Source organism: Rickettsia argasii T170-B (assembly GCF_000965185.1).
Taxonomy (GTDB): Bacteria; Pseudomonadota; Alphaproteobacteria; order Rickettsiales; family Rickettsiaceae; genus Rickettsia; species Rickettsia rickettsii.
The window spans coordinates 115828-134573 of record NZ_LAOQ01000002.1 but is presented as its reverse complement, the minus strand read 5'-3'; the positions used below and the strand labels follow the sequence as shown (position 1 = coordinate 134573).

Sequence of the window (18746 nt, the reverse complement as noted above, 5' to 3'; positions counted from 1 at the left end):
ACGAAGTTTTATTTGGAAAAGAGCAAGGAGTCTATAAGTCAAGGAGCGGAGCGTACATTTAGTACGTGAGCACCGCAGAACTTATAAGACGACATAGCCAATTTTTCAAATAAAACGAGTATACTCACATGTTTAAAACTTTTAAACCGATAGAAATAGTCGGCGAAAAGGTAGTCTTTTTGATTCCTCTACTTCCATCGGCTAGATAATCGGAATAAATCTTTGCAGTAATTCTAACACAATCTTTAGCATATGTCATCCTAATAGTTCGAGTAAGTAAATTTGGAGATCGTCTAGAGAGATCAATGCGTACACCAAAACCTATAGTCCAATTTTCCGCTAACTGATAATTTATGTCTCCATAAAATTGTCGTACTCTATTATTTGAAACCTTTATACTTTCTACGGAATAATATTTGTTAAGCTTGGTAAGCTGAATAAAACTACCTAGAAAGTTAATCTTCTCATAGTTAAAATTTCCTCCCACTTCATCTCTAATAGGTCTGAAATATCTATCTTTCCGAAAGCTATAAAACACTTCTAAATTATTAGAAAGATTACCTAGTATCTGCCCTACATTTTCCCTATCATCAGCCGGCAAATCTATACTATATCTTGTATTACGGGAGTGTCCTAAAAATAATTTTAAATAATTTTCTTCTTTAGCAATACTAGTATTTAAGCCGTAACTTAATCTATTACTGAAATCATGGCAATCAATACCACTATAACGGTTGGATAAAAAGATATTTTTTTCGGATAATTCATATTTAGCAGGATCAATTATAACAAAATTTTTATCTTTCTTAGATAGTTTACGTCCCATAGTAAAAGAAACTACCGGCTCAATAAGTAAATTTATCGTTTTTGTTATATTGCCTACTAATGGATAACGCCATAAAGTTTGCAATTCCGGTATATTCCTTTGAAATGATTTACTTTCTCTCGGCTTATCTACATAAGCCCGTCTAGCAAGATAAAAATCGCCTCTATCTTTAACAGCAAAATCAAAAATTTGTCCTGAAGCAGTCAGCACATTATGCATAAAGGATAGTTGCAAAGAGGTTCTAGCAACTTGTTTTCCTATTCTTTCTTTGTACATTAACGTATTATTTTCAACAACGATATGGCTGTTGTCATTATCATTCAAATTTATCACATTTTTTGTATTGATTTTTGGTAATACTATAGGATCGGTATATTTACGGTCATTAATACCTAAGCCTTGAAAACTTAATCCTTCCGCCGAAAAATAATCAGTCTCATGAATTTTATTTAAGAATATTTTAGAAGTTAAATATGAAGCGTAGTTATTATAATAATTTTTTAAATAAGCTTTATCCGATGTACGCTCCACCCTGAAACCGTAATCATAAACTTTATCAGTACTAATAAAATTACCGCTTGCTATATAATGATAAGAAGAAACTTTTTTATTTTTCACTACACTTCCATCTTTTTCTAGAAAATACGGTAATTTACCGTAACTAACTTGAAAATTCATATTATCGGTATCATTCAGGCGATAACGTGCTTCTAGCTCATAAGTTTGATATTTACTAAAAATTCTTGGAGTGAGCGTAAAATCCATATTAGGTTTTGCACGTAGATATAGGGGGATGCCAAACCCTGTATTTTTGACGTCAGGTACCAATAATCCAGAAGTTGCAGGGGCCGTATGAGTCGGATGGAAAAAATACGGTAAATAACAAATCGGTATACCGTATACTTCAAAAAACACGTTTTTATAAACTACTCTATGCTCTGCGGAATGAATATAAGTATCCTTAGCAGCAATTTGCCAAATAGGGTTTCTATTACAAGTAACATCACAAGGGGTAAACTCGGCATGGTGCAGCTTAAGATTATTTTCATCTATTCTTTCGGCAAGTTTAGCAATTAAAAGATTATTATCACCGGAAAGCAAAATGAATTCCGATATGATACCTTTCTTAAATTCATCTTTTAAAACCGCTTTGTCTCCCTCTATTATCGATTTTGTTTATCCTTAATTCGGATATTACCTTCCGCCCATAAAATATCGTTTTCTATATCATAAAGTAAATTATCTGCAGTTAATAAATACTCATCCATGATAATTCTTATATTACCTTTAGCATATATCAAATCCTGATTTTCATTATACTCTACGAAGTCAGCTATAATATTGCTTATTTTAATATTTTGACCATTCTTAGAAAGAGCGGCAAAACTTACCAAAGAAAATATTATAATAATAAGCAAACATATTATTCGCAGTAGCATTTATATTAATAAATATATTTTAATAGTAAAAAATAATAGCAAGCTATTAGCAATATATCAAATAATAAAAAATTTTGCTTGCTCTTTTGTAGTACAAGGTTATTCTATGGAGATGATAACCATCGTTGCGAGGAGATGCATAGCATCGACGTGGCCATCGCATGCAGTAGGATAAACTCCTGAGATTGCTTCGTCAAAACTTATAGTTTCTCCTCATAATGACGAATAATGTGTTACCCTCAGCGCAAAAAACCAAGTACTAATAAAATGCTAGACAATTTCATTGCGCATCAAGCAACCAAAGAGTTTTCAGTTAGTGAGATTTCTAATAAAATCAAAGAGCTATTAGAAAATAATTTTGGCTATATTAAGGTAAAAGGCGAAATTTCAGGCTTAAAAATAGCAACCTCAGGTCATGCTTATTTTAACTTAAAAGAAAATACCGCCATTTTAGCCTGTACTTGTTGGCGTCCTATTCTTGCTAAAATCAAATTTCCTTTAAATGACGGCATGGAAGTAGTAATTAGCGGTAAACTCTCAAGTTATGCAGGTAATTCACGTTATCAATTATCGGTAGATAATTTGCAACCCACAGGACTTGGAGCTATACTGCAAATTCTAAATGAGCGTAAAGCAAGGCTCGAGAAAGAAGGCTTATTTAATAAAATACGTATTCCTATACCCTTTTTACCTGATAAAATAGGCGTTATCACTTCAATAACCGGTGCTGTTATTAAAGATATTATTCATCGTATTCGCGAACGTTTTCCGACTCGGATAATAATATGGCCGGTTAGCGTACAAGGCGAAAATTCTGGCAATGAAATTGCTGAAGCAATTGAAGGATTTAACAATTTAGAAGAGGTAAATAAACCACGTGTTATAATCGTTGCTAGAGGTGGCGGTTCTATAGAAGATCTTTGGTCATTTAACGATGAGATATTAGTACGTGCTGCTTATAACTCAAAAATTCCTATTATTTCCGCAGTAGGTCATGAAGTGGATTATACTTTAATAGATTTAGCAGCCGATAAAAGAGCTCCAACACCGACTGCTGCCGCAGAATTTGCTGTACCGGTACGATCTATTTTAAATAATACGCTACAATCTTATGAAAAAATATTATTGAATAATACTAGCCGGTTAATGAAATATCACGAACAAAATATAGTAAATTACGATAAAATACACAGATATCTCTCTCACTATATAAATAATAGGCAGCAATTACTGGACGAAACCGGTTTTAATTTACTAGATGCTTTACAGTGCTTTATTGAACTACAAGAAACAAAGATTAAATCTTTTTCTAAAGAAAGAGTTAACCCTGCTAAAATAATCAATTACAAAACATTAGAATTAACACATCAAACAGCTTATCTATCAAAATCGGCAAATAATACTTTGAAAAACTTTGAGTATAAATTAGAATTAAATAGTACGTTACTTGCAAGCCTTGATTATCACAACGTATTAAAACGAGGTTTTGCTATAGTTAAAGGAGAAACTGGTAATTTTTTATCTTCTAAAATTACTGCTGCGAATGAAAAAATTTTTAATATTAAATTTTCTGACGGTGAAATTAAAGTAGTTCGTGCTTAAAGGCTTTGGTTTTTATCGTCATTGCGAACAGCCGTAAGCTGCGTGGCAATCTCACGAAATAATGATAAGCTCCTGAGATTGCTTCATCGCATTACTGCGTAATTCTTCTCGCAATGACGACTCGGATATCCACGCAACAACAACTGTTCACAATGACGATAAAATATTGCTACGGAATGACATTTTAATTCTAAAAAAGTACAGACCATGAAAAGTTTAAAGCTTTTTATTTTTATACTTCTCATTTCTAAAAATTTGTATGCTTTAAGCATAGGCACGAACGAACAACAAGCAATTTTAGAATACGAAGAGACAACTGATAAAAAAACTTTGATAAATACATGCTTATCAATAATTAATTGCTGCTTCAAACGGTCATACTACCGTTTCCGGTATGGATATAGAATTAATGAACGCTATTGCTGCAAAAATAGGTATCAATATTGAGTACAATCAAGATAGCTGGCATCAAGATCAATTAGATATTCAAAGCGGCAATGCCGACGGAGCTACTTATACTACTGAGAGGAGTTGCAATGGTTCTTATTCACAAAATTGAGCCTCTAAGTTTTTGGGGACCGTTTTTTGCTTTCATTACAGCTAATTGCGGTGCAATATTACGAGATTTTATTATGAAAGAAAATTCAATTGGATACCAAGAGGAGTTAGTATTGAAATCACTGTATTTATGGGTTATAGCTTTTAGCGTATTATTAGATATGTACAGTAGTAATCCAAATTATCATACAAATATTCAATGAATATAGTAATTGCCGGAGCATTTATTACTAGTCTCTTAGTTTATCATTTTGGTTTTCTTGAGTGGCGATTCCGTAATGCAAAATTAGAAGATATAGAAAAACAAACATGAAGATAGCTACTTGGAATATTAATTCCATAAAAACAAGACTTAATTTATTGCGTCATTTTTTATCTAAAGAAAATCCGGATATTTTATTATTGCAAGAAATAAAATGTGAAACCGCAAAATTTCCTTTTGATGCATTATCCGATCTACCTTATAATTCTTATGTTCACGGACAAAAATCATATAACGGCGTTGCTATAATTTCAAAGTTTCCTGCCGATGAAATAATTAAGGATTTTTCGAATAATGACTGCAGTGATCAAGCAAGATTCTTAGAAATCAAATTATCATTACCTATAGGGTTTTGTAATATAATCTCGCTCTATGCTCCTAACGGTTCATTTGTCGGTAGCGATAAATTTGTAGCAAAACTAGCATTTTATGATAATTTTATCAATTATCTATCAACTAAAAAATCTTTTGACGAAAAAACTATCATAGGCGGTGATTTCAATATTGCACCGTTCGATATAGACGTATATTCACCTAAGCTACTGGCTGAAACTACTTGTTTTACTGAGGTTGAACAAAACAAATTACGCACTATTCTAAATTCCGGATTTGAGGATTTATACAGATTAATGCATCCGAGTAAGCAAGAATTTTCATGGTGGGATTATAGAGCCGGATGTTTTGAACAAAATAAAGGTATGAGGATTGATATGATTCTTGGTTGTAATAATACTATTGACTATTTAGAAAATTGCTATATGGATTATAATTTAAGGACTCAAGAAAAACCTTCAGATCATATACCGGTAATTGCGAGTTTTAAGGGATAGTCAATGTGGAATGTTGCTATCTTAGGATGCCGTATGTCATTCCCGCGTAGGCGGGAGTCCAAAAAAATAGCTTTAATATTGATATAGGAGTTACATAATTTGATAAAATAACCATATAAAAACAAGTTTTTATATGATTTCCCACCTACGCAGGAATTACATAGACCACTTTTTAAAAATAAATATATGTCTCCAAAATTCATGACATTTTACGAAAAATATATGATGATTGTCGGTACAATCGGCAATTTTATGTTCTATGTACAGGCTCATAAGATTTTCACCTGCCAATCTTCGGCTTCTGTTTCTATGCCTGCCTTTACTATAAGTGCTATTGCTCTTTGTAGTTGGCTTATATACGGCATATTAATAAAAAATACACCTATTATAATAGCAAATATAGTAGGTGTTATCGGGGCATTATTAGTTCTCTTAACCATAATAATATATTAATAATGACTAAGAAAATCATTACTTTAGTTGGTCGTCCGAATGTAGGCAAATCAACGCTTTTCAATAGATTAAGCATACGTAAAAAAGCTATCGTTCACGATGTGCCAGGCGTCACTAGAGATAGAAAATATACAGACGGCAAAATCGGCTCTTTTGAATTTTTGTTAATTGATACCCCAGGACTTGACGAGAATCCTAATAGTATGGGAGAGAGGTTAATGGAGCAGACTACTAAAGCAATTTTAGAGGCAGATTTAATTTGCTTTATGGTTGACAGTAGAAGCGGAATATTACCTGATGATAAGCTACTTAGTAGTTTTGTTAGAAAATATAATAAGCCGGCTATATTGGTAGTTAATAAATGCGAGAAAGCTTTTGATTTTGATAAAGAGTACTACAAATTAGGGTTTGATAGTATGATAGCTATCTCTGCCGAGCATGGCACAGGCTTAATTGATTTATATGACGAAATTATTGCCAAGTTACCTGAAGAAGAATCAATCGAAACAAATATAGCCGATCCAATTAAAGGAGATTGTTTGCAGATAGTAGTTAGTGGCAGACCTAACGCCGGAAAATCTACTTTTATAAACGCTCTTATTAATGATGAAAGATTATTAACCGGTCCTGAAGCCGGCATTACTCGTGAATCAATTGAAATTGATTGGCAATATAAAAATAATCATATTAAATTGATTGATACGGCAGGACTCCGCAAGAAATCTACTATTACAGAGTCTTTAGAAAAATTATCGGCATCGGATACTATTAACAGTATTAAATTTGCTAATACCGTAATCTTAATGATTGATGCTTTAGCTCCTTTAAAACAGCAAGATTTAAATATTGCAAGCCATGTGGTAAATGAAGGAAGAAGTATAGTTATAGTAGTGAATAAATGGGATTTAGTTAAAGAATCCGAAAAAGAAGCATTTCAGGAAGAATTTTATTATCAGATAAATACTCATCTGCCTCAGGTTAAAGGTATCCCCGTTCTATTCATTTCAGCAATAAATAAACAAAATATTGAACAAGTGCTAGATGCTTGTCTTAAAATTTATAAAATTTGGAATAAGAAAATAACTACTAGCAAATTAAATGAATGGCTTAATTTTACTACGGAAGCACATCTGCTGCCTTTACAAAAAGGCGGCAGAAGAGTGCGTGTAAAATATATGACTCAAACAAAAACCCGCCCTCCTACTTTCAAGCTATTCTCCAATAATCCAGAAAAGATTACCGATAGCTATACTAGGTATTTAGTAAACAATATGCGTGAGGCTTTTGACATGCCGGGCGTTCCTATTAGATTCATTTACGTAAAAACTAAAAACCCGTATGTGTAGTTTAAAATTAATTAATAACAGTTTAGTTATTAGCACCGAAAAATCTGAATTAGATATATTACTAGATAATATTACTGATTCTAATTGTCATCATGAATTTATTAAGTAGTGATAAGACTAAAGGTAATGAAATATGGTAACTTATATACTTTAACCAAGCTGTAAATTAGATAAGTTCGCTATTCCAACTACACTTATTTTTTCTGTTTTTTTATATGTATTATTCCCGGTGGTAACAATATATAAATGTTCTAACTGCAAATCGGCAAGAACGGTATGCATTGATTTAGTAATACTCGGAGCATCAGCATTTTTTACTTCAAAGCCGTATTTCTTACCATTCTTAATAATTAATAAATCTAATTCTGCTCCTGTTTGCGTTCGCCAAAAAAATACTCTGCATCCGTTTTAAATTTACGTATTAACTCCTCTATTACAAACCCTTCAAATGAAAGACCGCGTTTTGGATGAACATACCAATCATGTTCGTGAATCCCTAATAATGCATGTAGTATTCCGCTATCTCGTATATATATAGAGAGACTTTTGGTGCTTTCACTTGATGTTTTGAGATATTTTCATACCAAGGTTTTAATAACCGAATCATAAAAGTTTGCTCTAATATTTCAGTATAACATTTGATAGTCATATCCGTTAAACCGAGCGACCTTCCAAGCTCGTTATAATTTAATAATTGCCCATGATTATGAGCAAGCATCATCCATAACTGCCTCATTACATGTGCATTAAGAGATATTCCTAAACTAGGCAAATCACACTCGATAAAACTAGTGATGTAGCTATTACGCCATCTAAGACTTGGAACATAATTTTTTGCTAAATATGGTTTAGGAAAACCACCTCTTAACCATAACTCCCTAAAATCATTTATCTCTATTAAATTGAACGGAGTAAGCTCCGTATATTCAATACGGCCGACTAATGATTCTGAAGATTGTCGCAATAATTCTCCAGAAGCACTACCTAATATTAAAAATTTTTTGTTTGAATAGTCAGCAAGAACTCTTAAATAAGGAAAAATTTCAGGTTGTCTTTGAATTTCATCAATTACTATTAAACCGTTTAAAGGCTCAAGAGTTGTTTTAAGATTCTTAAATTGATCTAAGTGAGCTGTGGATCCTCAAGGTCAAAAAAGTAGCTCTTTTCATCTTCTTTAAGCTTTAATATAAGCGTGAGCTAAAAAGTAGTTTTACCACATTGCCTTGGACCGAGAATGGAACAAATAGGGAATATCTCAAGGGCACCTGTGATATGTGTTAAATAATAATTTCTTTCTATCATCCTTGTAATTTCATAATGACACTTTAAATTTACAATATAATTTTAATCAAATAATAGCAAGATGTTTCTAGGTCCTGTACACTTTTGATTAATGATTATAATTATTAGATCTTTTTAAGCGAAAATTAATAAGATTTTTGAAGGAATAGTTATGCATATTTCAAAAAAATTTTATAATTTCCAACTAAAAAGAGCCATAATTATGATTATTCTATTAAAAGTGCACAGGACTGAGGCTCCTCTACCGGATTTTCCTATCTCTCTTCGTCTTTCTTCTAATACCTTACTTGTATGCGGTCCTACCGCTTCTTTATCTTTACTAAATTTACTTTTTCCTAAATTAACTATAGTTTCTGCTACTAGCACTTTTGGATCTGATAATAATTTTACCGTATTCATGTTTGCTAAATTTATCGGCAATTTGAATTAATTCAGGTACATGTTTACCGGCTATCTTTACTAATTTTTCACCGTCTAATTTTAATTTTTGACCCTTAGGTGTTTTATTTTAAAACTCATCTACAACCGGTCCTAAACTACTTGCATGTTTTGTTAATAGTTCAGGAAGGTCTTTTTCAATTATTTTGCTTATTTCCGAATTATGGTTTTTAATTTGTATCAAAGGACTAATCAATTCCTTTACCTCTTGTACCTTTTCTTCTTTTGATTTCTCTTCCTTTGGAAGTGGCTTAATTAACTGAAATTTTTGTATTATATCAGCAACTTTATCGCTATCGGGAAGAGCGAGGCTTGCAAGTTTAGTAATTGACGGCAGAGCATCTTTTAAAAAAGGCGTAGATGCATCTAATGCCTTATGTATAAACTCCGGATCTTTCCCTTGTGATTCTATTCTTTCCGTTACTTTAGGATGTTTTAAAACATCTAATATATCCTGTTTATTACTATCTAAATATCGCGGTAATTTTTTTCTAAAACAGGAGATAAATTATCAATAATTTTTTTGGCATTTTCAACTAACTCTACTATTTTGAGGTTTTTTGCCTTTTAATAACTCTTTTTTAGTTTCAGTATCTAACCCTTCCATATTTAGGTTAATTTTAGTCCAACTCTGATTTTCTTTAAGCTGACTATAAGCTTTTATAGCTGCAGGAGTACTTTCAATTAATTTTTCGCTAGAATTTACAAGTAGTGCTACTGTATTTGCAATTAATTCAGGTTTAGCGATTTTTTGTGCTTTATTATTGATTATATTTTCCGTAATTTGAACTCACCCCTTTTGATTATCAGGATTTTTTAAAATTGTACTAAATCGTGATTAAGAAGGGGTTTTACTTTGTCTGAAGTAATAATGTCATGTATATTTTTAATATAGCACATTGAGATGACGCGTTTTTTTGTTTAATATTCTTATATATTTCTTGTACTTTTGGGTTTAAATCGCTTTCTAGTGCTTTAGATATTAAATCTACTACTAGTGTAGATAATTCTCTGATAAATTTAGGACTTATTTTGTCTAATACATTTATTTTTTCTGTTTCGGAATTTTGAAAGTTTTTTGTTATTTTGCTAAGCCTCTTATTTAAAATAGGCGTGAGAAGATATGGGATAACTTTATACTGTAAAAGAGTTTCTTTTGAACTATTGGATATAGTTTCGGAATGTAAAACAGAAGCACATTTTTTTATAAGCGATGCTGCATCTGCTATCATCTTGCAACCAGCTTCAATAGAACCTACACTATTGGTAGCACTTCTCGCTTTTCTGAGGTTATTAAGCTCCAATGCAAGATCAGGTAAAACTTGAAGTCTCCCAGGTAAACTGCAATGCACTAGGAACATTCCCGACTGCTTGGATAACACTTTGTATTATACCTAAATTATCTTTATTAAGATCTAGATATCGTTTATTTAACTCATCATATTTTTTGTTACCTGTGTCAGCTCCAAGAGCTAAATATCCAACTTGAACCCACGAAAGGTTTTTATATTCTTCATCAAGCTGTTGCCTTATATTATCAATGGATTCCTGCTCTTGCTCTTAGCTTTTAGACATTTAAATACCTTTATATAATTTAAAGGTTTATAAAATTTTACTTTTTAATTTTTGTTAATTTTAAAAGTCATGGTTATCTTGCAATGGTTTTTTACTATAATTTTTCATCTACCGGTAAATCCATACTAACCTCTCCACACAAAAAAACAATATTCTCCATTACCTGAGGATCTATATCCGGGTTGTTATACTCTTTATTTTTCTGAATCCAGTTGTAATAGTAAGGGTCAGGCCATAATTCCATGATTTTCGGTAAAGATTTTTGCTGTATAGTACCGACATTATACTCGAGTTTTAAAACTTCAGCCGGCATTCACCCTACATCACCGATAAAATATATTGCTGAGAAATACAAAATCGATTTAATATTATTATCGGGATCTATATGGATTTATAATATTTACGTTGTACATCATTAAGCAATTTCGCTACTACAAGTGGTTTATCAAAATATCGTTCTATACTTACTAAAGCTACATTTTCTAAGTTTTCGGGGCATTGAACAATTTTATCTAAAGCCGTTAATTTTTCAAACTCTTCCTCTCCTATTTTTTCTTTTAGGTCTCTTTTATATTTTTGTTCTTTATCTGAAGGAAATACTAATTTATCATTTTTACAATCAACCAAAAAAGGAGTAGTAATAGGATATTTAATAAATAAATCTTTTAGTTTCATAATAAAAAATTTCTTAATATATAAGGCTATAATATTAATCATTTTTATATGTCAAATAATATCCTCTAGACTATCTAGTTCATGCTTTACCAATCGTAACAACTTCGCTTCAGGGCTTAGATTTTTCACGGCCCATTTTTTAATCCAAGGTTCAGCGAGCTGCCACATATTAACAGTACCGTCTAACTGTCTGCCTATCCCTTCCACCATTATTAAAGTCTTTTGCAATAGCAACAACTCCGGTTGTACTTCCATGCCGAAATCTTCCGTGATTTTAAATAAATGTGCAAGCAGCTTACCTATGGAAATATTTTTTATGGGCGTCCCTACTATAGGCTCGGTAACTGCTCTACAACTTTGAGCGAATAAAGCTAAATCGGTATTTGATGGGATGTAGCCGGCTCTTAAATGTACTTTAGCAACTAATTTATAATCACGCCTTAAAAAGCCAAATAAACTTTCGGCAACGGCTAAACGATCTTTTTCTTTAAGTCTGCCCATAATACCGAAATCAAGTAAAATTATCTTACCTTGCTTATTCACTAAAATATTCCCTGCATGTAAATCAGCATGAAAAAATCCGTCTCTATAGGCTTGATTGAAAAACATTACGGCAAAATCCTGAGATATTTTTGCAGGCTCTAACCCCATTTCCTTTAGTAGCAAAGTATCATATATAGAAGCGCCGTCTAACCACTCGGTGGTTAGTATATTTTCTGATGTTAAATCCCAATATATTTTAGGAATTATCACATTAATATCATTTCGCATATTATCCGTAAGCTCAGAAGCTGCTGCCGCCTCTAAACGTAAATCAAGCTCAAATTTCATAGTTTCATGAAATTTATCGACTACTTTAATCGGTTTGAGCCTTTTTGCTTTAGAAAATTTTGAGATAATTTTTGCAAGAAAATATAGCAGCTTAATATCTCTGTTATATTTTTTATGAATACCCGGACGCAAAATTTTTACCGCAACATATTCACCGGTTATAAGTTGTGCTTTATGTACCTGCGAAATTGATGCGGCAGCGATGGGGGTATCGTCGAGGTGTAAGAAAGGGAGGGCATCATTGCAAGCAGCTGTAGGCTGCGTGGCAATCTTTTGTTTGCTTGCTGAGATTGCTTCGTCGACATAAATGTCTCCTCGCAATGACGTTATCAACCTTCTAGCCACTCCACCATCAAACGAAGGTAGCTTATCTTGCAGTAACCTTAAATAACCTGCTATCTCTGCTCCTACTAAATCGACTCTTGTCGAAAGAGTTTGTCCAAATTTTATATAAATAGGTCCAAGATCACTTAAACAATCTATTAAGCGTTTGCCGTAATCTTCCCGTGATTTTTTTATTAACGAGACCGGAGCAAAAAATAAGGCTAATATATAACCGATAAACCTAAAATATTTAGGGCTTCTTGAATCAATTAAGATTTGCTTTTTACTGATGATACGAAAAATACGTATTAAATTAAAAAAATTACTTATCATCTATTATATACTCCGAAGTAAAATAAAGAGTAGTATACGAAGATCAACTTCAAGAAGAGCAAGGAGTTCACAAGTCGAGGAGCGGAGCGTATACTTGAGTACCACAGATCTTGTAGAACGACGTAGCCAATTTTTGAAGTTCATCGAGTATACGCACTGTGGATAGCAACTATTCCGCCACTTAGATTTTTATAACCGACTTCCTCAAAACCGGCGTCTTTAATCATTATTCTAAACTCGTCTTGTGAGGGGAATAAAGCTATACTTTCGACCAAATATTCATATGCCTCTTTATTACCCGCTATCATTTGACCAATACTCGGTATAATATTAAATGAATAGAATTTATAGAAATCTTTTATGTACCCTTCCTTTACTTTTGAAAACTCAAGACATATAAACTTGCCCATTGGCTTTAAAACCCTACATGCTTCCTTTAAAGCCTTATTTATATCAGGTACGTTTCTAATACCGAATGCTATAGTATAATAATCAAAACTATCATCCGGAAACGGTAGTTCTTCAGCACTGGCTACAGTAAATTGAAGATTTTGAAATAAATTCAGATCTATTGCTTTTTTCTTAGCTTGCTTTAACATTTCTTCATTAATATCACTTAAAGTTAAAGAGATATTATTAACTCTATCTCTTGCTTTTTTAGCAAGTTTTAAAGCAATATCACCGCTACCGCTAGCAACATCTAATATATGAGAGTTAAGATTTGGAATGTGCCTAATAAATTCATCTTTCCATAAGCGATGTAATCCCAAACTCATTAAGTCATTCATTAAATCATACTTATCAGCGACATTAGAAAAAACGTTATTTACTAAACCTTGTTTTTTAGTGTAGTCTACTTTTTTAAAGCCAAAATTTGTTTGGTTCATAGTTTTTTATTATAAATATTAGTATCAAATGCCGGAACTTCCTGAAGTAGAAACTCTTAAAAACTCTCTAAAAGATAAGCTAATCGGGCTTATTATAGAAAATGTAGAGTTAAAAAGAGATAATTTACGTTATAAGCTATCCACGCTTTTAGCTACAGAAATCTTAAATACTAATATACTGGATGTTAGGCGTCGTGCAAAATATTTAATTATAGATTTTAATAATGATTATTCTTTAATAGTTCATCTAGGCATGAGCGGTAGACTTACTCTGCAATCTGCTAATTATAAAACTCAAAAACACGATCATGTGATTTTTGATTTAAGTAACGGCGAAAAGTTAATTTTCAACGATACTAGACGATTCGGTATGATTTATAGTTTTAAGACTGATCTCTTAGAAAAAGAATTTTTTAATGATTTAGGCATAGAGCCTTTTTCTGATTTATTGACGTTAGAATATCTAAAAGATCAGCTACAAACTAAAAAAATACCAATAAAAAACTTGATTATGGATAATAGATTTGTAGTCGGAGTCGGTAACATCTATGCTTCCGAAAGTCTTCATTTAGCTAGAATTCATCCGGATAAATCAGGTAGCGATTTAAGGGATGATGAAATAGAAAATTTAATTAAATCGATTAGAGATGTGTTAACTAAAGCTATAACTGCCGGCGGTACTACTCTTAAAGATTTTGTAAACGGCGATAACAAACCTGGTTATTTTACTCAGCAACTTACGGTTTACGGTAGAGAGGGACAAAGTTGTTTAAGCTGCTCTAGCACTATTATCAAGACAAAACATTCAGGCAGAAGTACTTTTTATTGTAAAACTTGCCAATATAGTTAATTGACTTGACATATTTTTTAAAACCATTTATAAAGCTCTTTATTATTTATTCAATTAATAGCTATAAAATATATGAAAGTAGACTCCTTGCATAACCTATCTTATAAAAAGGAGTTTGAAGGAGGCACGAAACGCAGCACCGCAACATACAAAAAGGTACGTGAGGATTCGAGCATTGGATCGACGTATATCGCAGATACTTCAAAAGTTGGGAGTCAAATAAGTGGTGAGCCTGTACAGCGTATAAAAATACGTGAGCACAGGCAAATCCCAAAATTTAACTTACCAAATCTTGAAGTATCAAAGGTATACAAATTACCTTTAGAAGGAGGTTATGCAAGGAGTCTAATAAAGCCGGTGATTATGGTAGGAGGTAACGGTAAAAGACTATGGCCTTTGTCATCTAAGGATAAACCGAAACAGTTTAAAAAAATATTGAGTGATCTAACTTTACTTCAGCAAACATTAAACTGAAATAAATTTTTAGGACAACCTACTATTATTAATTCCAAAAAATATGAATCAATCACTAAAGAACAAGCAACAACAATAGATGTAGAAATAGCATTAATTACTGAGCCTTTACAAAAAAATACTGCCGTTTGTGCCATTATTATGGCATTATCGACTACAACACAAGGATTTGATATTGTAGTGTTACTACCTTCAAACCATCATATAGCGGATGATATAAATTATCTTAATACCATAAATAAAGCTTTACATTATGTTAATGAGTTCGGCATTTGCACTATGGGTATTCCTATAAATGTTATAAGTGCCAAGTATGGCTATATAAACACAGGATTATCAATTGCAGAAAATGCTTATCTAGTTGATCATTTCATTGAAAAACCTATATTAAAGCAAGCAAACATTTTCAAAGTAATGAATATTTTTGGAATTCAGGAATTTGTGTATACGATGTTAACTTCTTCTTAAACTTAGCAATGAACCTTCAACCTGATTTATTCTGTATTGCAGAAAAAGCATTTAATACTGCCGTAAAAAATGAGAATAGTTTGGCCATAGACAATGAGGCTTATAATGAAATCGCAGCAATTTCTATAGACAATGCCATAATGGAATATATTTCGGGAATGGTCATGATAAAAGCCGATTTTGCTTGGAACAATCTTGGTACTTGGCATTCCTTATTACAGGTAAAACACCGGAATATAAACGACAATTATTGCGAGGGAAACGTAGTAACAAGCAATACTACAAACTCTTTCATTAGTTCTAATAATAAATTAACTACCGTAGTAGGTCTTGACAATGTCATAATTATCGATACTATGAAAACGGTCTTTTGGTTGCCTATAAATCAAAAATGAATGATCTAGAGAAAGCTAAAATCCTATTTACTGCTCTTTTTAATGGAAAATCTGATTCATCACCGAATTATGAAATATATGAAAAAGCTTTTCTAAATAATATTTTATCTTCTGAAGAAATAAAATTAGAAACTATGAAGGGAAATAACGAAGCTTGTTATATTCTTGCTAAAACTTACGAAATAATTAATCGTAACCCCCAAGATGAATATAACTCTATGTTATTAACATTGATTGGAAGTAAATTAGGAAATACAGAATGTACACAGCTTGTTTATTCACATCCTATAAAATATACAAACTTTGAATCTACTGTTAACAATTTTATTCTATAGGACAACTTAATATCACTTTTGATGATGCTATATTATCAGCTGCTTACTCCGATACTTTAAATACTTCAATGTTAGGAGACTCAAATTATAATAATATGTATAACCTTGGTTGAACACCGCTAATATTCAAGGCTATTGACATAGCGTTATTGCTTATATATCCTATTTTTATGAGTTTAAACCTCATCATTCAAATATAGCTAATCTTATAAACTTCAAAAATCTGTAAGTTATAGGAACAACTTAGTAATAAAGCGGTTCATTTTAGTTGAGTTACAACATGGAAAATACTACAGAAGAACAAATAATAATATCTGAAGGCAAAAATGATGAAGACGTAGATGAAGAAGAGAAAAGGTTAAAAGCAGAAGATTCACGAAAGCAACTTAAAGCAATACTAATAACATTTGGTATTATTTTGACCGGTTTTTTAACTTTTACTTATTTCTTTTTTAATTACATCGAAGAAAAAGCGGAAGAATACAAACAACAGCAACAACAAGAAATTCAAAAAACTAATAAGAGTTGAATATTAGATTACCACACTTCTCCTTTAATTATGATCTTGTTGTATAGCTACGATGTCATTCCAGCAAGGTATTGTTGCGTAGATCCCACCCCGTCATTGCAAGCGACTGAAAGAAGCGTGACAATCCAGAAAAAATAACAAAAAAATGCTGTAAATCAGCATTTTTTACTGAATTGCTTAGTCAAAACTTACAGTTTTTCCTCGCAATGACGAAAAAAACAATCCACGCAGGCAATGCCCGCTCGTAATGACTATTTTTAAGTTTAGATTGCTTGAAATTAGTTTTATCAAAATCATAGATAAAATCTTTGATAATAGGCACTATAAAATGTTTAAATTTTCTTCCGCTAAATATCCCGTAATGCCCTGCCCCTTTTTGTAAATGGTATCTTTGCATTGATTCAGGTATATTTGAACAAAGTTTTAAAGCAGCTTTTGTTTGCCATACCGCTGCAATATCATCTAATTCCCCTTCAATACCGAGTAAAGCACATTTAGTAATATGTTTTAAATCGATCGGACGCTTCTCAGAAACTAATTGACCTCTTGCTAACGAAAATTGTTAGAATACTTCATCTATAGTTTGTAAGTAAAACTCTGCCGGCATATCCATACCTGCTAAATACTCATCATAAAATTTAATAGTATGATCGGCTTTTTTATAGTCAGCATTTAATAAACTTTGCCATAATTCTAAATGTGAATCTATATGACGAAATAAGTTTAAACTCATAAAACCGGCAAGTTGGCAGAAGCCGGGATATACTTTTCTACCATGTCCGGGATAGTTTGACGGCACCTGCATTGTAACCATTTGGCAGAACCATTCTAAACTTTTACTTTGAGCGAATTCATTAACTGCCGTGGGATTTTTTCTAGCATCTATAGGGCCGCCCATCAAAATCATCGAACTCGGCACATTTGGACTATTACTCTCCGACATTAAGTTAATGGCGGCAAGCAGTGGAACAGTAGGTTGGCAAACTACCATAGTATGAACATTCGGTCCTATAAAATTGATAAACTCCATTACGTAATCAATATAATCATCCATATCAAAATGCCCTGCTTCAAACGGCACATCACTGGCTTCCGTCCAATCTGTAATATGAATATCGGTATACAGTAATAATGCTTGTACTGTTGTTCTAAGTAAAGTAGCGTGATGTCCCGCTATGGGTGCTACTATTAATAATTGAGGTAATTCTTTTTTAAAACCTATTTTCTGAAAATGCCTTAGTTCACAAAAAGACTTTTTTAGTATAACTTTTTCATTAATGTTATAGGCTTTTTATCTCATATTAATATGCTTCTTTTAGAATTTTTATACCTAAATGCATTGGAGCCATTTGTGCTCTAAGCCCCTCTAACATATAATATGTATAATTAGTACTTAAATCACAGTTAATCATAATTTATCTACAAATTTAAAAATAATTAATATAAATTTAGTTTAACACTAAAAATTCTCAGTACATTAATTTTAGGACTCACAGCTTAAATTTTTATAAATGCGTGATAATAATGGTCTATATATAAATATGTTTATTTTTTCTTCTTATTTTGCTTAGGAATTTTATTTACGTGGTCATTTAATATTAAACCAAGTACTATCATTTACTTTCTGTTCTTTATAGAATGTATCAATATTATTTATATAATTTTCAAAATCTTTATTCTCTTCTGCTAACCTATTAGCCATATTCCAATCTATTTCCGGTCTTTCTCTAGCAGGAATTGATATTTTACTATCTTCAGGATTTTCTATATCTACTAAAATAAATCCTATACCATGCCTAGTATCATTTTATCTACTTCCAATTAAATCAGCAGCAACTAAATAACCATAATGTGCCCATGAGGAATTTGATAAAGCCTGAAAAAAAGATTCTCGTAAATTACTACGATTGATAATTTTTTTTGCTTCAAAAGACCAAAGCCTTGCTTGTTTTCATGCATAATATTTAGCACAATCTTTAATTAGTAAACTCCACTTTTCATTAAGAACTTCCAT

17 protein-coding genes and 4 pseudogenes are annotated in these 18746 nt (G+C 31.9%); 12 read left to right on the top strand and 9 right to left on the bottom strand.

The window, feature by feature from the left end; genetic code table 11:
- Nucleotides 1–124: 124 nt before the first annotated feature.
- Nucleotides 125–2265 (bottom strand): annotated as a pseudogene (locus RAT170B_RS03060) (LPS-assembly protein LptD).
- On the opposite strand from RAT170B_RS03060, the gene RAT170B_RS12115 reads away from it, so the two are divergent.
- The 7 genes from RAT170B_RS12115 to der all read left to right on the top strand — a co-directional run bounded on the left by RAT170B_RS12115 (nt 2231) and on the right by der (nt 7316).
- Nucleotides 2231–2440, top strand: coding sequence for a hypothetical protein (locus tag RAT170B_RS12115; RefSeq protein ID WP_082068655.1), 210 nt, complete (start codon nt 2231–2233; stop codon nt 2438–2440). The pseudogene RAT170B_RS03060 and the gene RAT170B_RS12115 overlap by 35 nt on opposite strands.
- A 92-nt stretch (nt 2441–2532) precedes the next feature.
- The gene (xseA, locus tag RAT170B_RS03055; RefSeq protein ID WP_045805590.1) at nt 2533–3867 is read left to right on the top strand and encodes an exodeoxyribonuclease VII large subunit; all 1335 of its coding nucleotides are present in this window, start codon (nt 2533–2535) and stop codon (nt 3865–3867) included.
- Between the two features lie 394 nt (nt 3868–4261).
- A complete protein-coding gene (locus tag RAT170B_RS11310) occupies nt 4262–4426 on the top strand; it encodes a hypothetical protein (protein WP_231839093.1) in 165 nt (54 codons plus the stop codon).
- The gene (locus tag RAT170B_RS11305; protein WP_261368671.1) at nt 4404–4628 is read left to right on the top strand and encodes a hypothetical protein; all 225 of its coding nucleotides are present in this window, start codon (nt 4404–4406) and stop codon (nt 4626–4628) included. Before RAT170B_RS11310 ends, RAT170B_RS11305 begins: the two co-directional genes overlap by 23 nt.
- A gap of 106 nt (nt 4629–4734) precedes the next feature.
- Nucleotides 4735–5517, top strand: a complete 783-nt coding sequence (xth, locus tag RAT170B_RS03040) for an exodeoxyribonuclease III (RefSeq protein ID WP_014014658.1) — start codon at nt 4735–4737, stop codon at nt 5515–5517.
- Nucleotides 5518–5703: 186 nt separating this feature from the next.
- Nucleotides 5704–5970: a SemiSWEET family sugar transporter gene (locus tag RAT170B_RS08500; RefSeq protein ID WP_014014659.1), complete on the top strand. Its 267-nt coding sequence runs from the start codon at nt 5704–5706 to the stop codon at nt 5968–5970.
- A gap of 2 nt (nt 5971–5972) precedes the next feature.
- Nucleotides 5973–7316 carry a ribosome biogenesis GTPase Der gene (der, locus tag RAT170B_RS03030; RefSeq protein ID WP_014014660.1) on the top strand — a complete coding sequence of 448 codons (1344 nt, stop codon included), beginning with the start codon at nt 5973–5975 and terminating at the stop codon, nt 7314–7316.
- A gap of 150 nt (nt 7317–7466) precedes the next feature.
- Here der and RAT170B_RS12110 read toward each other — a convergent pair.
- From RAT170B_RS12110 to ubiE, 7 genes and pseudogenes are all read right to left on the bottom strand, one after another.
- Nucleotides 7467–8618, bottom strand: a pseudogene (locus RAT170B_RS12110) (ATP-binding protein).
- Between the two features lie 171 nt (nt 8619–8789).
- A complete protein-coding gene (locus RAT170B_RS03020; protein ID WP_045805589.1) occupies nt 8790–9017 on the bottom strand; it encodes a hypothetical protein in 228 nt (75 codons plus the stop codon).
- An 890-nt stretch (nt 9018–9907) separates the two neighbouring features.
- Entirely contained in the window at nt 9908–10417 is a 510-nt protein-coding gene (locus tag RAT170B_RS11285) for a hypothetical protein (RefSeq protein WP_261368669.1), read from the bottom strand.
- Nucleotides 10418–10725: 308 nt separating this feature from the next.
- Nucleotides 10726–10944, bottom strand: coding sequence for a hypothetical protein (locus tag RAT170B_RS03010; protein WP_024704330.1), 219 nt, complete (start codon nt 10942–10944; stop codon nt 10726–10728).
- Between the two features lie 68 nt (nt 10945–11012).
- Nucleotides 11013–11306, bottom strand: a complete 294-nt coding sequence (locus RAT170B_RS03005; protein ID WP_045805649.1) for a hypothetical protein — start codon at nt 11304–11306, stop codon at nt 11013–11015.
- Between the two features lie 51 nt (nt 11307–11357).
- Nucleotides 11358–12794: a 2-polyprenylphenol 6-hydroxylase gene (gene ubiB, locus RAT170B_RS03000; protein WP_045805588.1), complete on the bottom strand. Its 1437-nt coding sequence runs from the start codon at nt 12792–12794 to the stop codon at nt 11358–11360.
- Between the two features lie 140 nt (nt 12795–12934).
- Nucleotides 12935–13681 (bottom strand): bifunctional demethylmenaquinone methyltransferase/2-methoxy-6-polyprenyl-1,4-benzoquinol methylase UbiE, encoded by a 747-nt coding sequence (gene ubiE, locus RAT170B_RS02995; RefSeq protein ID WP_014014665.1) that lies wholly within the window; start codon nt 13679–13681, stop codon nt 12935–12937.
- A 28-nt stretch (nt 13682–13709) separates the two neighbouring features.
- Between ubiE and mutM the strand changes: the two genes are divergently transcribed.
- The 5 genes and pseudogenes from mutM (at nt 13710) to RAT170B_RS02965 (ending at nt 16732) form a co-directional block, all read left to right on the top strand.
- Nucleotides 13710–14531, top strand: a complete 822-nt coding sequence (gene mutM / locus RAT170B_RS02990) for a bifunctional DNA-formamidopyrimidine glycosylase/DNA-(apurinic or apyrimidinic site) lyase (protein ID WP_045805587.1) — start codon at nt 13710–13712, stop codon at nt 14529–14531.
- A gap of 72 nt (nt 14532–14603) precedes the next feature.
- Nucleotides 14604–15473 (top strand): annotated as a pseudogene (locus RAT170B_RS11280) (sugar phosphate nucleotidyltransferase).
- A gap of 8 nt (nt 15474–15481) precedes the next feature.
- Nucleotides 15482–15868 carry a hypothetical protein gene (locus RAT170B_RS11275; protein ID WP_261368668.1) on the top strand — a complete coding sequence of 129 codons (387 nt, stop codon included), beginning with the start codon at nt 15482–15484 and terminating at the stop codon, nt 15866–15868.
- Nucleotides 15865–16203, top strand: a complete 339-nt coding sequence (locus tag RAT170B_RS08480; protein WP_082068646.1) for a hypothetical protein — start codon at nt 15865–15867, stop codon at nt 16201–16203. Before RAT170B_RS11275 ends, RAT170B_RS08480 begins: the two co-directional genes overlap by 4 nt.
- Before the next feature lie 280 nt (nt 16204–16483).
- A complete protein-coding gene (locus RAT170B_RS02965) occupies nt 16484–16732 on the top strand; it encodes a hypothetical protein (RefSeq protein WP_045805585.1) in 249 nt (82 codons plus the stop codon).
- A 256-nt stretch (nt 16733–16988) separates the two neighbouring features.
- Here RAT170B_RS02965 and phaZ read toward each other — a convergent pair.
- Nucleotides 16989–18144: pseudogene (gene phaZ, locus RAT170B_RS09660) on the bottom strand (polyhydroxyalkanoate depolymerase); the annotation flags it as partial.
- Nucleotides 18145–18746: the final 602 nt, after the last annotated feature.

Bases quoted from the DNA above. Each gene is read 5' to 3' on its own strand.
- xseA (WP_045805590.1), top strand. From the start codon at position 2,533: ATGCTAGACAATTTCATTGCGCATCAAGCAACCAAAGAGTTTTCAGTT.
- RAT170B_RS11310 (WP_231839093.1), top strand. From the start codon at position 4,262: ATGGATATAGAATTAATGAACGCTATTGCTGCAAAAATAGGTATCAAT.
- RAT170B_RS11305 (WP_261368671.1), top strand. From the start codon at position 4,404: ATGGTTCTTATTCACAAAATTGAGCCTCTAAGTTTTTGGGGACCGTTT.
- xth (WP_014014658.1), top strand. From the start codon at position 4,735: ATGAAGATAGCTACTTGGAATATTAATTCCATAAAAACAAGACTTAAT.
- RAT170B_RS08500 (WP_014014659.1), top strand. From the start codon at position 5,704: ATGTCTCCAAAATTCATGACATTTTACGAAAAATATATGATGATTGTC.
- der (WP_014014660.1), top strand. From the start codon at position 5,973: ATGACTAAGAAAATCATTACTTTAGTTGGTCGTCCGAATGTAGGCAAA.
- RAT170B_RS03020 (WP_045805589.1), bottom strand. From the start codon at position 9,017: ATGAATACGGTAAAATTATTATCAGATCCAAAAGTGCTAGTAGCAGAA.
- RAT170B_RS11285 (WP_261368669.1), bottom strand. From the start codon at position 10,417: ATGTTCCTAGTGCATTGCAGTTTACCTGGGAGACTTCAAGTTTTACCT.
- RAT170B_RS03010 (WP_024704330.1), bottom strand. From the start codon at position 10,944: ATGCCGGCTGAAGTTTTAAAACTCGAGTATAATGTCGGTACTATACAG.
- RAT170B_RS03005 (WP_045805649.1), bottom strand. From the start codon at position 11,306: ATGAAACTAAAAGATTTATTTATTAAATATCCTATTACTACTCCTTTT.
- ubiB (WP_045805588.1), bottom strand. From the start codon at position 12,794: ATGATAAGTAATTTTTTTAATTTAATACGTATTTTTCGTATCATCAGT.
- ubiE (WP_014014665.1), bottom strand. From the start codon at position 13,681: ATGAACCAAACAAATTTTGGCTTTAAAAAAGTAGACTACACTAAAAAA.
- mutM (WP_045805587.1), top strand. From the start codon at position 13,710: ATGCCGGAACTTCCTGAAGTAGAAACTCTTAAAAACTCTCTAAAAGAT.
- RAT170B_RS11275 (WP_261368668.1), top strand. From the start codon at position 15,482: ATGAACCTTCAACCTGATTTATTCTGTATTGCAGAAAAAGCATTTAAT.
- RAT170B_RS08480 (WP_082068646.1), top strand. From the start codon at position 15,865: ATGAATGATCTAGAGAAAGCTAAAATCCTATTTACTGCTCTTTTTAAT.
- RAT170B_RS02965 (WP_045805585.1), top strand. From the start codon at position 16,484: ATGGAAAATACTACAGAAGAACAAATAATAATATCTGAAGGCAAAAAT.